The following is a 16870-nucleotide window of genomic DNA, read 5'->3' on the forward strand; positions in this document are numbered from 1 at the left end:
TATGTAGAACTGAACAAACCCGTATCTCTGGTCGTGTGTTACTGAGTGCTTACCCTGTCTGGCGATTACGATCACAAAAATAAACATCATCTGCGCTAGCCAATTCATCAAAGAAGAACGTTTGCAATTCTTGTTCGGTCTCAAAAAAATAGTCCCGCTGATGATAGTCTTTTAATATGATCTGCCGTAAACTCGGTTCAGGCTTAGAGATATCGTACTGCTTAATGAGTTTAACTTGCCCGTGCGCATTGTAGTAAACTTCGGTATGAACTTCTTGATGCTTAACGAGAAAGCTAGTCCGACTTAAGAATCCGCGGTCATCATAAAATTCGCGCCGAATTTTGACATGCTGCATATCGAAGTAGTTCACGTAATCCAGCAGCTGAAAATCTGAATCGACAAAATGGGCGTACATCAGATAGTTGCCATCAGTATCAAAAATACGATAGTCATTCGCGTCGGTCACCCGCACCAACTTGAAATGGCAGGTTGCTTCCCAGTAGTGACGCCAATCATGGGTAATCGTTGTGACTGTTTCGGGCATGACTTCCTGAAAGAAATCATACATGCTAAAACACTGATTCTGTGCACCAAACCGCTTAGAATTGCCATCAAGCCGTGGATTATAGTTCACATAAACGCACTTGGCTGGTAGTCCAGCTTCCTTGAACAAGGATAAGCGATTCAACTGGGCCTTTTCAATTCCAGTGACCTTCTGACCTAGGCCTGTCCCCACAAAATAATACATTCGTTGTCATTCCCTTCACACATTAATGACGATTTTGAGTTACAAAGAGACATTTGTGAAAAATTGTGAACGCTACCACAACTTTTGCTTTTTAACTTACAGGTAATTGTTTACCACCTTATCCATTGTAACCGTATACTATTTTTATACTACCATACTTCATTCGAACTGACTACAGGCGATCACCCGTCCTTAAGCAAAAAGCGGCGCAAATTGGCTGAAATAACTCAGGGACATCCAATTGACCAAACGACTGGTATAGCCAATACTATCAGTTTACCGAACCCTTCCGATTGGTCCACTTTTCGGCTTTCTATTCACACACCCACTCAACTGATGAGCAATCATTTTACCCTTTAATAACTAATTTAATAGCTCAAAACAAACGCCAATTTTAAAATTAAACCCGCTTTGGCCGAAAAAAAGTCGCCTCAGTCATTAATCTGAAGCGACTTTTTTTAATTGACAATCATATCGCACCTTGTCCGATCAAGATGTGAATGTCGGTAACTTTAGACGGACCCACCAGTAAGTCCACATCACCCGTCAGGTACGGAAATCACCCAGCGTGCATCCGCACCTAACCACGTGAACTCACCTGTGCGCCACCACCTGCGCCACGGTCGCAATATCAGCTGGCGTTGTTCGACAACAGCCGCCAATGATCTGCGCACCCGCTGCCAGCCACTTAGGCACAAAGCTCGCGAACTGGTGACTTAAATCGGTTGGCTGCCAGGTCTTCGTGACTGGATCGTACTGGTCACCCGAATTGGGGTAAACAATCAGTGGCATCGTCACTGCTGCCCGCAACGTTTTCAAGGCGGGTTCGATATTTTCTAATGCGGTACAGTTGACCCCCACGGCCACCACGTTAGGTTGGGCTGCGACCCACTGTGCGGCGGCCGCTAAGGGGGTACCGTCACATAACGTTTGTGGATCGCGGATACTGAAACTGACCCAGTACGGTTGCTTTGGCCACCGGGTCGTCACCAGATCGACTAGTGCCTGAACTTCATCTAGTCGCGGCATTGTTTCTAGTGCTAAGACATCAACACCCGCATCAATCATTAATTCGAGTCGTTCCTGATGAAATGCCTGATAGGCCGCTGGAGATAGCTGATAATCGCCAGTGTACTCACTACCATCCGCGAGATAAGCCCCGTAAGGTCCAATACTGTCGGCAATCACAGCGCCAGTGGCCGCACTGGCATCCCGAGCATCGTGGGCCACAGTGACCGCCTTTTGAATCAGTTGCCGCGCCTGTTCAGCGGGAATCCCCGCCTGTTCAAAGGCTGGCACGTTGGCCTGATAGGTATTGGTCGTCATGATTTGCGCGCCAGCATCCAAGTAACTTTGGTGGACGGCTTGGATCGCTGCGGGGTGATCAAGCATCGCCGTTGCCGACCACAGCGCACTGTTGGTCGCCACGCCCCGTTTTTCCAATTCGGTAGCCATCGCGCCATCTGAGACGACTGGACCCTTAGTTAGTAAATCAGTTAATGAAATCATCCGAATGATTGTCTTCCTTTCTTGGCTGTAATTATGTTATTCTTAGAGCATTGCTGATTTTCTAATCATAGTCTAATCATATATATTCTGCAAGTAAGGAAGGCCGTAACATTATGTCAAAACAAACCCACCTTAGCCGCCAGATGGAATCGCGCCACGTGCTCATGATTTCGCTGGGCGGTGTGATTGGGACCGGACTATTTTTAAGTTCCGGTTATACGATTCATCAAGCCGGGCCGATTGGGACGCTGATTGCCTATACAATTGGCGCTGTACTGGTGTACCTGGTCATGTTGTGCCTGGGAGAACTCTCAGTCGCCATGCCCTATACCGGGGCCTTTCACGTGTATGCCAAAAAATACATCGGCCCCGGCACTGGTTTCACGGTGGCCATCTTGTATTGGCTGACGTGGACGATTGCCCTCGGTTCCGAATTCACTGCCGCTGGGCTCATCATGCAAACGTGGTTTCCGCACATCGCCACCTGGATCTGGAGCCTCGTCTTCATGGTCGTGATTTTTACGGTCAACGCGCTCTCCGTTCGGTGGTTCGCCGAAGCCGAATTTTGGTTTGCTAGTATCAAAGTAGTCGCCATCGTCGTCTTTATCGTGCTAGGTGCCCTAGCAATGATTGGCCTATTACCGCTGCACGGGCATGCCAGCGCACCGCTACTAACGAATTATACGCGCAACGGCTGGTTTCCAAACGGCTTTGGCGGCGTCTTCACCACCATGCTGACCGTCAACTTCGCCTTTTCAGGGACCGAGCTGATTGGGATCACGGCCGGCGAAACCAAGGACCCCGCCCACACGATTCCGACTGCCATCAAGACCACCCTTTGGCGCCTTATTATTTTCTTTGTCGGCAGTATGTTCGTGATGGCTGCGCTGATTCCATACAAACAAGCCGGCGTCACACAAAGTCCCTTCGTGCTCGTTTTTAAAGAAATTGGGATTCCGTATGCAGCCGACTTAATGAACTTCGTCGTGCTGACGGCGATTATGTCCGCGGCCAACTCGGGCTTGTACGCCTCGACGCGGATGTTGTGGTCACTGGCCAACGAAGGCACGATTCCGCAGGTCTTCAAAAAGACGACCAAACGCGACGTGCCGCTGGTCGCCCTGATCACCAGCATGTTGGGCGGTATCTTAGCCCTACTCTCCAGCGTTTATGCAGCCGGTTCAGTCTACCTGGTCCTCGTGTCAATCTCAGGTCTCGCGGTGGTCATCGTCTGGATGGCAATTGCCTTATCTGAAATCAACTTCCGCAAAGATTACCTCAAAAGCGGGCAATCGTTAGACAAGTTAGCCTATAAGACACCGGGTTATCCGGTCGTCCCGTGGCTCGCGTTCATTTTGAGTGGCTTGTCCTGTTTGCTGATTTGGTTCGACCCCAACCAGCGAATTGCCCTCTACTATACGGTGCCATTCGTGGCGATTTGCTACCTCGGCTATTACCTGAGCCGCAAGTTCAAACGGCATCCGGCCACAGATACGGAGAAGTAACGTGTCAATGACCGTGACGGCATGCGTACTGTCAGCCGAATTCAAGCTCTAGATTTGAATTAATGTTATCATACCAACCAAACGGCAGTCATTCTCATTGAGGAACGGCTGCCGTTTTTGCGTCGTTCAAAAGTAGCCTGCTCAGCACCACTGAAAACAGTGCGCGCTGGTCTTAAACTTGCTGTGATTGTCACGCCTGATCCGGCTTGTCGGCGCCGTAATTGGACGATGGCGGACACGCTCAGACAAACAGTCAGTCAGGGCCACGTGCTCACATCATTAACGCTCAGTTGCATCCGTAATCCAATCTTGAGAGACGTGGTCTTTTCCTATTAGCTCTAAGCAGCTTGCCAAATCAGATCTGTAAGGTGAACGACCTAACCACAGCGCGGCTCAGACAAGCAATCCGCGCGCACACTCACATCCGCCCGTATCCCCGCAATTTCAAATCAGGACGACTAATTGGTTATCACACGATAATCGAATTAATAAATAATTGACCCCGTATACTAGTGATTAATTATGCTATGATTAATTTAACAAGATTATGGGAGGGGTTTCAATGCATCCAGGATTATTACTCGTTAACTTAGGCTCCCCAGCATCCCCGACAACGCAGGATGTGAAAACGTACTTACAAGAATTCTTAAGTGACCCGAGCGTCATCGAAATGCCAGCTGCACTGTGGCAACCATTGCTTCGCGGCATCATCTTACCGACGCGTTCATGGCGCTCCGCGACCTTTTATCAAGATAGTTGGCTGCCGGCAGGGTCACCGCTGATCGTTTATAGTGAAAAAATCTGTGAACAGGTCCAAGCTGACCTCCCTGATTGGGACGTGCGGCTGGCGATGACGTACGGCCAACCAGACATTGGCGAGACGTTGCAGGCAATGGTGGCGGACGGCTGTGAACAACCGATCGTCCTGCCACTGTTTCCACAATACACGCAGAGTACCCATGGCGGCATTCACCGGCAAGTCGAAGCGACCGGTTTACCACATACGTTCATCGACCACTTCTACGATAACGCCACGTATATTCAACTACTCGCTGCCAAGGTCTGGGAAAGCTATCAGCAGCACGATTTTGATGCCGTCATTTTCAGCTATCACAGCATTCCGACAGCGATGGTGCGGCATGGCGACCCCTATCAAAAGGAGTGTGAAGCGACAACGGCGGCCGTCTTGGCGCAGCTGCCCGAATTACCGGCGGACAAGGTCGTCACCGCCTATCAATCCAAGTTTGGCCCGATGCCGTGGTTAAAACCCTACTTGCGCAATGAACTGATGCAACTCGTCGAACTTGGCAAACGCAACGTACTGATTGCGACCCCGTCATTTGTCGTCGACTGTCTGGAAACTTTAGAAGAGGACTATGTTCAAAATTACCAGACCTTCAAGTCCAGCGGCGGTGACCGGTTCGAACTCGTGCCACCAATGAATACAGACCCCCAATTCAGTCAGTTACTCGCTGATTTAGCGGTTCAAAAGTGGGAGGCGCGTGCCCATGCAACCACGTAGCCACCAGAGTTTGGAAGAAATCAATCAGAGTGTTGCCGTCCCCGACGTGCACCAGACCGCGTTTTGGCGTAAATTTCTCGCTTATAGCGGGCCCGGCGCGCTGGTCGCAGTCGGCTACATGGACCCGGGCAACTGGCTGACTTCGCTGGCAGGTGGCGGTCAGTTCCAGTATCGCCTACTGACGGTGTTGGCGCTGGCAATTATCGTCGCGATGTTCATGCAGGCGCTAGCCATCAAGTTAGGCGTCGTCGCTCGACAAGATTTAGCGCAAGCGATTGCGGCCAAGTTGCCGCGTCCCATTCGCTATGCGCTCTGGATACTGAACGAGGTCGCGATGATGGCGACTGATATGACTGGCGTGATCGGGACGGCGATCGCATTGAAACTATTATTTGGGTTGCCATTGTTAGCCGGAATTTTACTGACGATTGCGGACGTGCTCGTGGTTTTGCTATTTTTACGCTTTGGGATTCGACGCGTCGAATTCTTAGTCTTAGCCGCAATCATCAGTGTCGGCATCATTTTCGGGCTGGAAGTCGGTCGCGCGCACGTCCAAGTCGGTCAAGTGATGCTCGGGCTTGTTCCAAATAGCTTGATTATTAAAAATCATACCGCTCTCGTGCTCAGCCTCGGTATTTTAGGCGCAACCATCATGCCGCATAACTTATACTTACACTCGTCGCTCGCACAGAGTCGCCGTTACGATTATCACGACCCGCTACAAGTCAACGAGGCCTTACGTTTCGCTAACTGGGACTCGACGGTTCATTTGATTGCCGCTTTTCTCATCAATGCGCTACTACTCGTGCTCGGTGGGACCTTATTTTTCGGCCACACCACTGCACTGGCAAGTCTGCAAGCGGTCTTCAATGGGTTGAAAAATCCGGCCATCGTGGGTGCACTGGCGAGTCCGTTCATGAGCTGGCTCTTCGCACTCGCGCTACTCATCACCGGCCTGATTTCGTCGATCACCAGTACGCTCGCCGGCCAAATCGTCATGGAAGGTTACTTGCACATCCGCCTACCGCTCTGGCAACGGCGGCTATTGACCCGGGCGGTCACCTTGATTCCAATCTTGATCATTGGCTTTATGGTTGGCTTCAGTGATGCCGCGTTTGAAAACCTGATCATTTATGCGCAGGTTGCGCTCAGTGTCGCCCTGCCCTTCACCTTATTGCCGTTAGTCGCGTTAACGAATAATCGACAGCTGATGGGGTCGCACGTCAATCTCCCCGCTGTGACTTGGCTCGGCTATGGTTTGGCGGGAATTATTACGATTTTGAATGTTTATTTGGTTTATAGTTTGTTTTGAAACCGACTGCGCTGTGTGATAATGGTCATCGTGCAGCTAAAGATTGCCACGTTAAAAATCCGCGTTGGAGTGCCTGCTTCGGACACTTCAAACGCGGATTTTTAGTCGGCTTTCAATTTAACCATTTTAGCGGTTGCGGCGGTTTACTTTCTGAAGAAAAATATCAGCGATGCTTGGCCCGATCATTGACGCACGGGTTACTCACCAGTCGCAGCATTCCTCCGCTGAACTTCAGTCACAGATTGGAGATGCCTCAACAAGTCCAAGCTGCATGCAGATTAAACCCACAGCCAGCGTCAAGCGTCGAATCAGCATCGCATCGCTAGTGTCCTGCAACCCTACTTAAACAGTTGCCATCCCCAGCAGCGCCGCCAACGCCCCAACCAGGTTGGCCTGATTATGAAATTTGGCGGCCACGATTCGGGGTTGTGATAACGTATCTCGGATCATTGGCAATTGCTCGAGTAGTGCGTCGTACTGCTGCTGAATCATGGGAACCACACGCAGTTGGGCACTGATGCCACCACCGATTGCGACTACGTTCAGGTCCATTACGGCTTGAACGTTTAAAATAATCTGAGCCACTTGGCGGCCATAAGCATTGAACATTTCCAGCGCCTTTGGGTTACCAGCTGCCAACGCCGCAAACACTTGCCGACCGTCATGTTCATCTGGCAGCTGCAATTCATGCGCAATCGCACTGATCATCCCGACTGCTGAACCGGTCTGCCCGGTTATTTTGACGGGCGCAACCGTGCTGGCCGCTAACATCAGACTTAATTCGCCGGCCTGAAAATGACTGCCGCGATACAGCTGGTTATGAATGATCAAACCACCACCCACACCGGTACCGAGCACCAAGACTAGGCCATTTTGGCAGCCCTGCAAACTGCCACGCCAATTTTCAGCGAGGGCCGCCGCCTTACCGTCATTTTCCACGGCGACTGGCAACTGATACCGCATCGCTAGGGTTTGTTGTAAGGGGCATTGGTCCAAAAACGGCAACGCCCCGCCATGATAAACGATGCCAGTCTGCGGATCGACTTGGCCTGGAACACTAACTGCAATGCCCGCAATCTGACCGACGTACTGGTCAGCGATGGTAAACAGCTGTTGCCAAAATGCAGCCAAGTCCTGGGCCATCGGGACGCTGGTGGCCGGCTGAATCTGACCCCCATTTGCATCGAGTAGTCCGGCCTTTAAGTTCGTGCCACCAATGTCAAAACACAGGTATTGATTAGTCACGTGAATCACCCGCCACGTTTGCCTGGGTGCGATGCACATGCAGATAGTGCCCGACTGCGTAAATGGCAATGCAGATGAAGGCGACACCACTGAGCACCATCATGCCACGCGGTGTGCCATGACCAACCGCGCCAGCCAAGGCATCCATAATCGTTGGCGAGATAAAACACCCGATATTGACGAGCACTAAGACGATCGTCGTCGCCAGATTCAACGACTGTTCGGGTGCGGCCCAATCCAGCCAGTTATACAAGTACGGGACGCCGAGGCCAAAACCAAAGCCTAAAATAACGACGGCAATAAACAGAAAGATGATGTTAGTCGCCACCGCAATCAGCAAGAATCCAGCGGCCACGAGGACAAAGCCTAACGGGAAGATGCGGTCGTGTAAGCGTTTGAAAAAGAAGCCAAAACTGGCACCGATTGGGATACTGACCAAGGTCGATAAACCGGCAATCAACGCAGCAGTACTGGCATTTCCGAGTCCTTCATTGACGATCAGACTGGGTAATTCGTAGGAAAATGGCATATAGAACGTAAACACTAAAAACATCAAAATAGAAATAACAACTACCGGCCGATTGATTTGGTGACTTCCGGTCGCTTTTGTTTCAGTCTGGTTGGTCTGACGAGCGGCCGCCGCGTGTGGTAGTGGCACAAACAGCGCAAATAGAATCAGAACTGGGATCACCAACAAATAAATCGCAAAGGCCGCGTGCCAGCTGATGGTCACTAAGTAACTCACTATGAACGACGCAATCGCCGCACCAACACTGCCCATCACATTTTGGTAGCCAATCATCCGCGCTAGCTCATCCTCATCCCGTTTGTAGAATTGCGGAATCAAGCTGACCGCTAACGAGTTGAACAACCCAATGCCCAGGCCAATCAGAAAACGTGAAATCAGAATTGGCACATAAGCACTCGCATACATCGGAAAAGTCCCGGCAATCAAGGTCACTAACAGGCCGATGATAATCGTCGCTTTTTCATGGAACCACCGCACCATGAACGGACTGATCAGCAAACCGGCGACGATACCAAAATTAGGAATCGTCGATAACGTCTGCACCCCGGCTGCCTGTACCCCTTTGAACGCGTGATACATCAACGGTAAGGCCGATGCAATCTGTGGCGCCATCATCAAAAATAGCGAGATTGACAGCAGTGAGGCCTTGAAAATAAATCGATCTTGTTTTGCTTTCATGGTCGTCGCCTCCTATTTACTCAGATGAGCGTTCAAAAAGGCCATTTCATCATCCGTCGCCTGCTTGGCAATGTCATCTTTTTGACTGACTAAAAAGACGTGCCCGCGCGGATGTTTTTCGTCGCCATACATTTTGAAGACGTGCTCGATCCCTTTCGCAGTCAGGAAGCCATCAAGTTTGGCCGAATTATTGCGAATGAAGTCTTCCGTCGCCGTACAAATGAAGGTCGGCAAGTAGTTCGCTTGAATATACCGTTCGGCTTCGATTTGATCGCGTTGCTTCTGAATCGCTTCCGGCGTGAAGTAAGCAGCCACGGCCCCCGTGACCATTCCTTCGTCGAGTGGAAAGGCGGCGGCACTGTTCAACACGACGGCCCGAAAATGCAAATCCGTCAGCTGATAGCCAAATAAATCGCGATAGTCCGGATTGGTCAAAATGGCGGCATACTGTTCAGCCATCTGACCACCGGCACTATCACCCAATAGGAAGACATTATTCCGGTCCAATCCATATTCATCGGCATGGTCGGCCACCCAATGGATATAACGATCGACATCATCCAATTCGTCAGGGAAAACAGCATCCGGCGCTAAGCGATAATTGGGATTGACGAATGCAAAGCCCCGTTGTGCCCAGTTTAACCCGTAAAATTGATAGGTTTCCTTCGTCCCATAGCACCAGCCGCCACCGTGAATATTAATAATCACGGGTAAGGGCCGCGGTGCATCCGTCGGGCGATACAAGTCGAGTAAGTGCCACTTTGGGTCGGGACCGTAACTCAGGTCGTCTAACCGTTCAACACCGGCGACTTCTCGTGGCAAACCGGCATCACGTGCATCATCATTGGTTTTAAACGCGGTCCGTAATTCAATAATTGCTTGCTTTAAGTCTTTTTCAGTCATTGTAAGCGCCTCCATTAATTACCTTTATCATAAAAGAACGACTCACCAGTTGATAGTGCGAAATCAACCAATTAGTCGTTCAATCTTAGCTTGTTTGTGGTTCGTTGCTTGAGTGCCTTCTCGTGATAGTCACCAATCTTTACGCTTCACTGCTGGCTGGTCCGCCTTCGCCGTCGACGCGGATGCCAAGTTTGCCTCCCCTTAAAAATTACAGCAGCGGGCTAATGATGGACCACCACCCTGCGCAATTGTTAACCTGCTAGTTCACTGATGCCGGAGTCTAATCCCAAGTATGTTTCGTTTTATAAATTTCGGCAGCGGACTGATGATACACCATTTGGAAGGCGCGATTGAGTGCCCGCGTGCTGGCAAAGCCGTTCATCGAGGCAATCGTCGTCAGGTTGCCCCTCTCACCAAGCAAGTCTTCATACGCATGTTGCGCTCGGACCAGGTTGACGTATTGGCCGACCGTCATGGCCATCTGCTTTTTGAAAAATCGCGTCAGATATTCCTTGGTGACGTTGATTTGTTGGGCCACGTCCGTTAAGCTGATGGGCTCGGTGTAATGCTGGGCCACGTAGGTACTGATCTTCTGGATGCGTTCGACTGCCAGAGCGTCCTTGCCGTACATCACCCCAGTGCTGACTTTGGCGCTGGTAAAATAAGTTAAAAGTTCTGATAAGATTTGCGCCGTTTCAGCTTCCAGTCGTAAATTAGTCACCGCACTCGGCCGTTGCAAGGCCAAATAAAGCTGATCAAAATGTCCTTGCAGGTTCAGATACATCGCTTGTTGCGCACTGGTAAACTGGTGTGGGTCGTTGACTGCGATAATTTCGGTCTCAATCTTAGGATAAAGTCGCCGCACGTAGTCGTAGGGATAAATGACCGATAGTGCCCGGCTTTCGGGCGTATTATGCGTGTGGACGCTGTGAATCAGTTGCGAATTCACGACTAATAATTGCCCGGCGGAGGTACGAAAATGTTGCCCGTTGATCGTAAAATCATCGATATGGCCGCTGATGGTATAGGACAGTTCAATCCCTTGATGCCAATGCGCCGCGATCTCACTGGGCGCATGCTGACCATGATAATGAATCCATGCTGACAAGGGTTGCGTCCGCGTAACGATTTCATGTTGAAAATTAGTTGCCAAATCAGTCACCATCCTTAAAGTGTCACGGTCGTTGTTAACGATTTCATTATTTCTGATTGTTGCTGCCGATTTCATTGTTATGTAACCTGATATTCAGCGGCCATTAATTGGACGCACTTGCAAATATGAACGGTTGGGATGCTGAATCTTAACCAGCAAGTCCCCCTGCTATGGTAAAATAAAAACCGTGACTATCGCAAGGATAATCACGGCATGAAACGAATTGGCTTGAATATACGTGCTATATATTACTTCGTTTCATACCCATTATAACAGATAAAAGTTACGATGGCTTTTCATAGTGGTTACAAACCAAAATTTTTGCAACCAATGATTACCAGAATAAAACATTTCGTATTTTGATATACATAGCGTAGAAAGGAAGCATTTCAATGGTAAAAATTGCAGTTCTATCCGACGTCCACGGGAACGCAACCGCGCTGGAGGCCGTCCTGGCAGATGCCCGCGCGCAACAAGTCGATGAATATTGGACGGTTGGCGACATGACCGTTAGAGGCCCGGAATCCGAGCGTGTTCTCAGCTTACTGGATACCGTCGCTCCCACCGCTTACGTCCTCGGCAATCACGAAGAAAACTACCAAAAAGTCCTGACGGCAAATCCAAACACCTTCACGAAACCTAAACAAGTCATGGCAACGGTGCTGACGGCATTTGACCGTCGCCAATTAAGTCCGGAACACTTTGAAAGGTGTCTTCACTTACCAATGACAGTTACTAAACAGGTCGGCCCCTTAACAATTCGGCTCCAACACGTGCTGCCAACTGTGGCGAGTGGCCACGCATTGGCACCAACTGCAAGTCAAGCCAATTTTGACGAAGCAACGACCGGTGATGTTGACACTGTGATCTATGCCCACACCCATACGCCCATCATGCGCTATGGCACCGGCGGCAAGTTGATTTTGAACGCGGGCACGGTCGGCTTACCAACTGCCCTTAATCCCAACTTACGACAGCCGCGAGCGAGCTACTTAGTCTTGACTATCGATGCGAGTGGCTTACAACAGATCGACTACCGCTCCGTTGATTTTGATTGGCAACAAGCCATCACCATCGCTCATCAGGCCCACCTGCCCTACGTGGAGTTTTACGAACAAACCTTACGAACCAATGCTTACCAGTACGCCCCAAGTGCAGTCGCGGCCTACAACACGCAGCACGATATGGCTCAAGAAGCTCGCAAAATTCTGCTCGAAAACCGTCGCTGAAAATCTGCTAAGAATCGGGAACAAATAGTTTCATTTTTCTGAAAATTCTGTATACTTTTAAAAGTTGATTACTACTCAACGTGGTAATCGCTGTTCAAGAGAGGAGCCAGAATTATGTATTTCAAACGAGCGACCCTTGATGATTTAGACCAAATCATCGATATTCTAAGTGACGGCCGGAACCAACTCGCCGAAGCTGGTGTGAACCAGTGGCAAGGTGACTACCCGTCGCGCAAACAGATTACAGCGGACATTATGCAAGGTTCAGCCTACTTATTTAACGCAGACGACAATGCTACGGTTGGCGCCGTCGCAGTTGTCCCCTCACCGGATGAAACTTACGATACGGCCAACGCCAACTGGCTAAACACGACGGACCCGTACGTTGTTATTCACCGCGTCGCCATTCACTCCAGTCATGCTGGTCATGGTTACGCCACTCAATTATTCGAAAAAATCATCGCCCACATTGCGGCGGAACATCCCGAAATCAAAAGTATTCGCATCGACACCCACGCGGACAATCTTGCCATGCAACATCTGATTGCCAAGATGAACTTCGAGCGCGTTGGTGACATGGTCGGCGTCTACCACGTTGATGATGTCTGCTACGTTTACGAAAAATTGCTTTAGGCGATATTGATTTAACTAAACTTCCAAACTTGACTGTCCAGTCAGTGTTCGGAAGTTTTTTTGCATGCTGGTTGAAATCGGTCGCGTCGTGCGCGGCGCCGTTAAAACCCGTGGTCACACACTATCCCCAGACACGCGGGTTGCATCACGACCACTATAGATGATGTCGTGGATAGGAATTGCCATATCCACGTTGCTTCACCGTGCCAATAAAGTCGCCAACGCCGCATAACGTCGTGTCCAATCAATGAGTTGTAGTGGCTGACAAGGTTGTTGGAGCAACCAATCCAGCTGTGCTTGACGTACGGGTCGATCCAAAAAGACATAGATCCGCGGCGCGACAAAATTAGTGAATTGCTGCTGCAATTGAGCCAATGGAATATTCGGCAGCGTCGTGAAGGCCGTAATCGGTAACGCCACGCCCTGTGCAACGTCCTTAAAATAAGCCGCCGTCACATCTGGCGAATCATGTTGAATCAGCGCTCCGACCAGCACTAATTGGTCTGGTGGCAACTGTAGTCCCTTATCACAGCGCAAGTACAACCGAATCCCGCCATTGGGGCCGGAAGTATAAACGAAGGCTTGAAATGGTTCGCTGAAAAAGCGTCGGCGATACTCCAACAATTTCGAACCATCAATGATTGCTTGAGTTGGCTCCGGGTGCAATGAAAATAGCAATGTCGGTCGATCATGTAAATAGAAATCTGCAACCGTGGACATCTGATCCTTCCTCTCTAGATTATTAGGCTTAGTATACCGTAATTTGAGCACCACAGCCACTGACAAGGTTCACTAATAATACGAACAATATCATTGTTTTTAGGATATTAAGTTCTTTATTTCATGCCATATAATGGATTTTATTGATATGTAGCGGTATATTATTCATATATCCGAATGTATCGTGTTGGTGGTTCAATTAACTGACCATCATCGATAGTTTGTCATCAGTCGGCGTCTACAGCAAAGATTCTGCCATTCGTCCCGATTACATGACGTTTCAAATGCTCGGTTCACTCAAAATCACCTAGATTGGAGTCATTAACGTGCAGCAATATCAATTACGCTTAGGCCCACTCACCCGCAATTTGCCATTAATTCAAATCGCACCAAACACGCGCATTGCCTCGTTCGTTTTGCTTGGTGATGTGGAACTAACTCAGTACGCCGCTCAACAATTGGCACAGCGACTGACACACACCCCATTTGATTATCTGGTCACGATGGAGAGCAAAGGCATTCCTTTAGCGCAGGCTCTGAGCCAATTGACCCACCATCCCCGCTTCATCGTGCTGCGCAAATCGGTCAAGCCGTACATGGCGCACCCCCATACGATAGCGGTGACGGCCATCACAACCCACACGCCGCAGCAGCTCGTCTTAGATGACGCGGACGCCACTCTCCTTCGCGGCAAACGCGTCGTAATCGTTGATGACGTCATCAGCACGGGTGGCTCACTGGAAGCTGCCAATCGCCTGCTACAACAAGTCGGCGCACAAGTTGTGGCCCAGACGGCGATTCTGGCAGAAGGTGCAGCTGGCACACGAACAGACATTGAATTTTTGGCTAAATTGCCACTGTTTGATGGAAATAGCTCAGAATAATATAACTAGTAGTAGCGAACCGCGCCGCAGAAACAGATTTAACGGTAATTTTGTAGCCATTTTTGGCTTTATCGGTATTGTATGACCATTTGGACCGGTTAATTATAAATTCGTTTATACGGCAATTTTGAGCCGAATTCGTGCGATTCGTTAAATCTTGAGAAGCGATCATTTTTCAATGGCAATGCTAATTCAACTAAAATAATAATCACGCATACTTTCATGGATGGTATTTTAGACAATTGACCGTCATCGACTAATGAATCTACTTGCAATGACCTGTCAGTCTGGTATGCTAAACCCAAGTTGATGTAAAACCTCAATTTTGCGATTTTGGATTGTTGATTTGACGGGATTTGTTTAGTCTGTTCCCCGTGTATGCGGGGGTGATCCCATTGGGCAGTTCGCTGGTTTAACATCTCAATACTGTTCCCCGTGTATGCGGGGGTGATCCCAATATGATAAGGTCGACAACTACCGCCACGTCTGTTCCCCGTGTATGCGGGGTGATCCTGACTGATGTACGAGGTATCAAGCGAATTGTTACTGTTCCCCGTGTATGCGGGGGTGATCCCTTGTCCAATCAATAAACCTATCGTATCAGTTTCTGTTCCCCGTGTATGCGGGGGTGATCCTGGAGGACAAATAGCCTCACTGTTGCTTGGCCGCCTGTTCCCCGTGTATGCGGGGGTGATCCTGAGTGACGGTAAATTAAACCGCGCAACTATCACTGTTCCCCGTGTATGCGGGGGTGATCCTATCAGCGCTAACTAATGCAAACCGCTGCTTGGCTGTTCCCCGTGTATGCGGGGGTGATCCTGTAAGGGTCGTCAGTTTGTGAATAATCTATCACTGTTCCCCGTGTATGCGGGGGTGATCCCCAAATTTCGCCAACCATTGCGACGATTGCTCGCCTATCCCCCGTGTATACGAGGATTATCCTGACATTTATTTCATTGCACAAGATTCGAGAATCTGTTTCCCGCGTGTGTAGGGGTGATTCTAAGATGGAAAAAGTGCTTCATATCCTATAGTTGTTCCCCGGGCATGGGGGTAATCCCTAAAAGCCCGCGCTATTAACGAAAACATTACCGGCTCTGTTCCGATACTTCATAAAGATTCTATCAACTCCACTTGACGGGGAGCCCGATTACCCCTGGTCGCCTCACCTCTCACAGTCATTCGCAAACTCGGCGCAAGGTAATTTAGAATCCAGAGCAAAAAAAAACGCCATATCCGAAGATATGACGTTTTTTTAAGTATCGAAAGCTATTCAAGATAGCTTATTGATACCGGCGATCGGGGTCGAACCGATACTCCCTCAACGGGAACTGGATTTTGAGTCCAGCGCGTCTGCCAATTCCGCCACGCCGGCAAAATAAAATGGGTGAAACTTACTGATCAGGATTATAACCTTTTCAGGAAAGGCGGTAACCGGATTTGAACCGGTGATGAAGGTTTTGCAGACCTCTGCCTTACCACTTGGCTATACCGCCATCATTTATTGCCCAAACCCAACTGGGTTAGCTGGATTCGAACCAGCGCATGATGGAGTCAAAGTCCATTGCCTTACCACTTGGCTATAACCCAATCAAAGGGCGGTAGGTGGGAATCGAACCCACGCGTGCCGGAGCCACAATCCGGTGCGTTAACCACTTCGCCACTACCGCCATCATGGCAGGGATAGTAGGAGTTGAACCCACACCGACGGTTTTGGAGACCGTTGTTCTACCATTAAACTATATCCCTATAAAGAATGGAGGGGAGTGGATTCGAACCACCGAACCCGAAGGAGCGGATTTACAGTCCGCCGCGTTTAGCCAGACTTCGCTACCCCTCCATAAATGGCGCGGGACGGAATCGAACCGCCGACACATGGAGCTTCAATCCATTGCTCTACCGACTGAGCTACCGAGCCATATCATTCTTCATGATGGAGTTTATTAAATTATTGATGAATAAATTCTCATCAGATGGAGGATACAGGGCTCGAACCTGTGACCCTCTGCTTGTAAGGCAGACGCTCTCCCAACTGAGCTAATCCTCCATAATGACCCCTACGGGATTCGAACCCATGTTACTGCCGTGAAAGGGCAGTGTCTTAAACCACTTGACCAAGGGGTCATATTTATATATCTAACTAACGGAGAGTAAGGGATTCGAACCCTTGAAACAGGTATAACCCGTTTACAGCATTTCCAATGCTGCTCCTTCAGCCACTCGGACAACTCTCCATGGCTTACCGTAGATAACTCCGACAGGCGGGCTCGAACCGTCGACATCTTGATTAACAGTCAAGT

13 protein-coding genes, 10 tRNA genes and 1 CRISPR repeat array are annotated in these 16870 nt (G+C 49.6%); of the genes, 6 read left to right on the top strand and 17 right to left on the bottom strand.

Annotated features, from left to right (window positions below):
- Positions 1 to 49: 49 nt before the first annotated feature.
- Positions 50 to 748 carry a hypothetical protein gene (locus tag KGF65_RS17120; RefSeq protein WP_253954450.1) on the bottom strand — a complete coding sequence of 233 codons (699 nt, stop codon included), beginning with the start codon at positions 746 to 748 and terminating at the stop codon, positions 50 to 52.
- 594 nt (positions 749 to 1342) lie between these two features.
- Positions 1343 to 2257: a homocysteine S-methyltransferase gene (mmuM, locus tag KGF65_RS14000; protein ID WP_216748645.1), complete on the bottom strand. Its 915-nt coding sequence runs from the start codon at positions 2255 to 2257 to the stop codon at positions 1343 to 1345.
- 113 nt (positions 2258 to 2370) lie between these two features.
- Between mmuM and KGF65_RS14005 the strand changes: the two genes are divergently transcribed.
- The 3 genes from KGF65_RS14005 to KGF65_RS14015 all read left to right on the top strand — a co-directional run bounded on the left by KGF65_RS14005 (position 2371) and on the right by KGF65_RS14015 (position 6596).
- On the top strand, positions 2371 to 3762 hold the full coding sequence (locus KGF65_RS14005; protein WP_105923599.1) for an amino acid permease: 1392 nt from the start codon (positions 2371 to 2373) through the stop codon (positions 3760 to 3762).
- Between the two features lie 562 nt (positions 3763 to 4324).
- On the top strand, positions 4325 to 5284 hold the full coding sequence (gene hemH / locus KGF65_RS14010) for a ferrochelatase (protein ID WP_105923600.1): 960 nt from the start codon (positions 4325 to 4327) through the stop codon (positions 5282 to 5284).
- Positions 5271 to 6596, top strand: coding sequence for an Nramp family divalent metal transporter (locus KGF65_RS14015; protein ID WP_216748646.1), 1326 nt, complete (start codon positions 5271 to 5273; stop codon positions 6594 to 6596). Before hemH ends, KGF65_RS14015 begins: the two co-directional genes overlap by 14 nt.
- Before the next feature lie 342 nt (positions 6597 to 6938).
- On the opposite strand, the gene KGF65_RS14020 is transcribed toward KGF65_RS14015, so the two are convergent.
- The 4 genes from KGF65_RS14020 to KGF65_RS14035 all read right to left on the bottom strand — a co-directional run bounded on the left by KGF65_RS14020 (position 6939) and on the right by KGF65_RS14035 (position 11113).
- Positions 6939 to 7841, bottom strand: a complete 903-nt coding sequence (locus KGF65_RS14020; RefSeq protein WP_105923602.1) for an ROK family protein — start codon at positions 7839 to 7841, stop codon at positions 6939 to 6941.
- Positions 7834 to 9048, bottom strand: a complete 1215-nt coding sequence (locus tag KGF65_RS14025) for an MFS transporter (RefSeq protein ID WP_105923603.1) — start codon at positions 9046 to 9048, stop codon at positions 7834 to 7836. The genes KGF65_RS14020 and KGF65_RS14025 overlap by 8 nt, the downstream gene beginning before the upstream one ends.
- A gap of 12 nt (positions 9049 to 9060) precedes the next feature.
- The gene (locus tag KGF65_RS14030) at positions 9061 to 9951 is read right to left on the bottom strand and encodes an alpha/beta hydrolase (RefSeq protein ID WP_105923604.1); all 891 of its coding nucleotides are present in this window, start codon (positions 9949 to 9951) and stop codon (positions 9061 to 9063) included.
- 280 nt (positions 9952 to 10231) lie between these two features.
- Positions 10232 to 11113: an AraC family transcriptional regulator gene (locus tag KGF65_RS14035; protein WP_313819617.1), complete on the bottom strand. Its 882-nt coding sequence runs from the start codon at positions 11111 to 11113 to the stop codon at positions 10232 to 10234.
- A gap of 383 nt (positions 11114 to 11496) precedes the next feature.
- Between KGF65_RS14035 and KGF65_RS14040 the strand changes: the two genes are divergently transcribed.
- Positions 11497 to 12333, top strand: coding sequence for a metallophosphoesterase (locus tag KGF65_RS14040; RefSeq protein ID WP_216748648.1), 837 nt, complete (start codon positions 11497 to 11499; stop codon positions 12331 to 12333).
- A gap of 114 nt (positions 12334 to 12447) precedes the next feature.
- A complete protein-coding gene (locus KGF65_RS14045) occupies positions 12448 to 12966 on the top strand; it encodes a GNAT family N-acetyltransferase (RefSeq protein ID WP_003638352.1) in 519 nt (172 codons plus the stop codon).
- Between the two features lie 198 nt (positions 12967 to 13164).
- Here the strand turns inward: KGF65_RS14045 and KGF65_RS14050 are convergent, their stop codons facing one another.
- Complete coding sequence (locus KGF65_RS14050; protein WP_216748649.1) at positions 13165 to 13686, bottom strand: hypothetical protein; 522 nt, start codon at positions 13684 to 13686, stop codon at positions 13165 to 13167.
- A gap of 326 nt (positions 13687 to 14012) precedes the next feature.
- On the opposite strand from KGF65_RS14050, the gene KGF65_RS14055 reads away from it, so the two are divergent.
- Positions 14013 to 14570 carry a phosphoribosyltransferase family protein gene (locus KGF65_RS14055; protein WP_216748650.1) on the top strand — a complete coding sequence of 186 codons (558 nt, stop codon included), beginning with the start codon at positions 14013 to 14015 and terminating at the stop codon, positions 14568 to 14570.
- Positions 14571 to 14935: 365 nt separating this feature from the next.
- Positions 14936 to 15512: a CRISPR direct-repeat array (repeat unit 28 nt; unit sequence CTGTTCCCCGTGTATGCGGGGGTGATCC).
- Positions 15513 to 15860: 348 nt separating this feature from the next.
- Here KGF65_RS14055 and KGF65_RS14060 read toward each other — a convergent pair.
- The 10 genes from KGF65_RS14060 to KGF65_RS14105 all read right to left on the bottom strand — a co-directional run bounded on the left by KGF65_RS14060 (position 15861) and on the right by KGF65_RS14105 (position 16804).
- A tRNA-Leu gene (locus KGF65_RS14060) sits at positions 15861 to 15945 on the bottom strand.
- Between the two features lie 50 nt (positions 15946 to 15995).
- Positions 15996 to 16066, bottom strand: a tRNA-Cys gene (locus KGF65_RS14065).
- A 22-nt stretch (positions 16067 to 16088) separates the two neighbouring features.
- Positions 16089 to 16160, bottom strand: a tRNA-Gln gene (locus KGF65_RS14070).
- 7 nt (positions 16161 to 16167) lie between these two features.
- Positions 16168 to 16240 (bottom strand) — tRNA-His (locus tag KGF65_RS14075).
- A 5-nt stretch (positions 16241 to 16245) separates the two neighbouring features.
- Positions 16246 to 16319, bottom strand: a tRNA-Trp gene (locus tag KGF65_RS14080).
- A gap of 8 nt (positions 16320 to 16327) precedes the next feature.
- Positions 16328 to 16410 (bottom strand) — tRNA-Tyr (locus KGF65_RS14085).
- A gap of 5 nt (positions 16411 to 16415) precedes the next feature.
- A tRNA-Phe gene (locus KGF65_RS14090) sits at positions 16416 to 16488 on the bottom strand.
- 56 nt (positions 16489 to 16544) lie between these two features.
- Positions 16545 to 16617: transfer RNA gene (locus KGF65_RS14095), tRNA-Val, on the bottom strand.
- A 4-nt stretch (positions 16618 to 16621) separates the two neighbouring features.
- Positions 16622 to 16694 (bottom strand) — tRNA-Glu (locus KGF65_RS14100).
- Between the two features lie 20 nt (positions 16695 to 16714).
- Positions 16715 to 16804: transfer RNA gene (locus tag KGF65_RS14105), tRNA-Ser, on the bottom strand.
- Positions 16805 to 16870 lie beyond the last annotated feature (66 nt).

It is taken from the genome of Lactiplantibacillus sp. 30.2.29 (assembly GCF_018991255.1).
Lineage (GTDB): Bacteria > Bacillota > Bacilli > Lactobacillales > Lactobacillaceae > Lactiplantibacillus > Lactiplantibacillus pentosus.

What these genes read in the sequence shown, in the direction of transcription:
- KGF65_RS17120 (WP_253954450.1), bottom strand. Translation starts at nt 748, where the DNA reads ATGTATTATTTTGTGGGGACAGGCCTAGGTCAGAAGGTCACTGGAATT.
- mmuM (WP_216748645.1), bottom strand. Translation starts at nt 2,257, where the DNA reads ATGATTTCATTAACTGATTTACTAACTAAGGGTCCAGTCGTCTCAGAT.
- KGF65_RS14005 (WP_105923599.1), top strand. Translation starts at nt 2,371, where the DNA reads ATGTCAAAACAAACCCACCTTAGCCGCCAGATGGAATCGCGCCACGTG.
- hemH (WP_105923600.1), top strand. Translation starts at nt 4,325, where the DNA reads ATGCATCCAGGATTATTACTCGTTAACTTAGGCTCCCCAGCATCCCCG.
- KGF65_RS14015 (WP_216748646.1), top strand. Translation starts at nt 5,271, where the DNA reads ATGCAACCACGTAGCCACCAGAGTTTGGAAGAAATCAATCAGAGTGTT.
- KGF65_RS14025 (WP_105923603.1), bottom strand. Translation starts at nt 9,048, where the DNA reads ATGAAAGCAAAACAAGATCGATTTATTTTCAAGGCCTCACTGCTGTCA.
- KGF65_RS14030 (WP_105923604.1), bottom strand. Translation starts at nt 9,951, where the DNA reads ATGACTGAAAAAGACTTAAAGCAAGCAATTATTGAATTACGGACCGCG.
- KGF65_RS14040 (WP_216748648.1), top strand. Translation starts at nt 11,497, where the DNA reads ATGGTAAAAATTGCAGTTCTATCCGACGTCCACGGGAACGCAACCGCG.
- KGF65_RS14045 (WP_003638352.1), top strand. Translation starts at nt 12,448, where the DNA reads ATGTATTTCAAACGAGCGACCCTTGATGATTTAGACCAAATCATCGAT.
- KGF65_RS14050 (WP_216748649.1), bottom strand. Translation starts at nt 13,686, where the DNA reads ATGTCCACGGTTGCAGATTTCTATTTACATGATCGACCGACATTGCTA.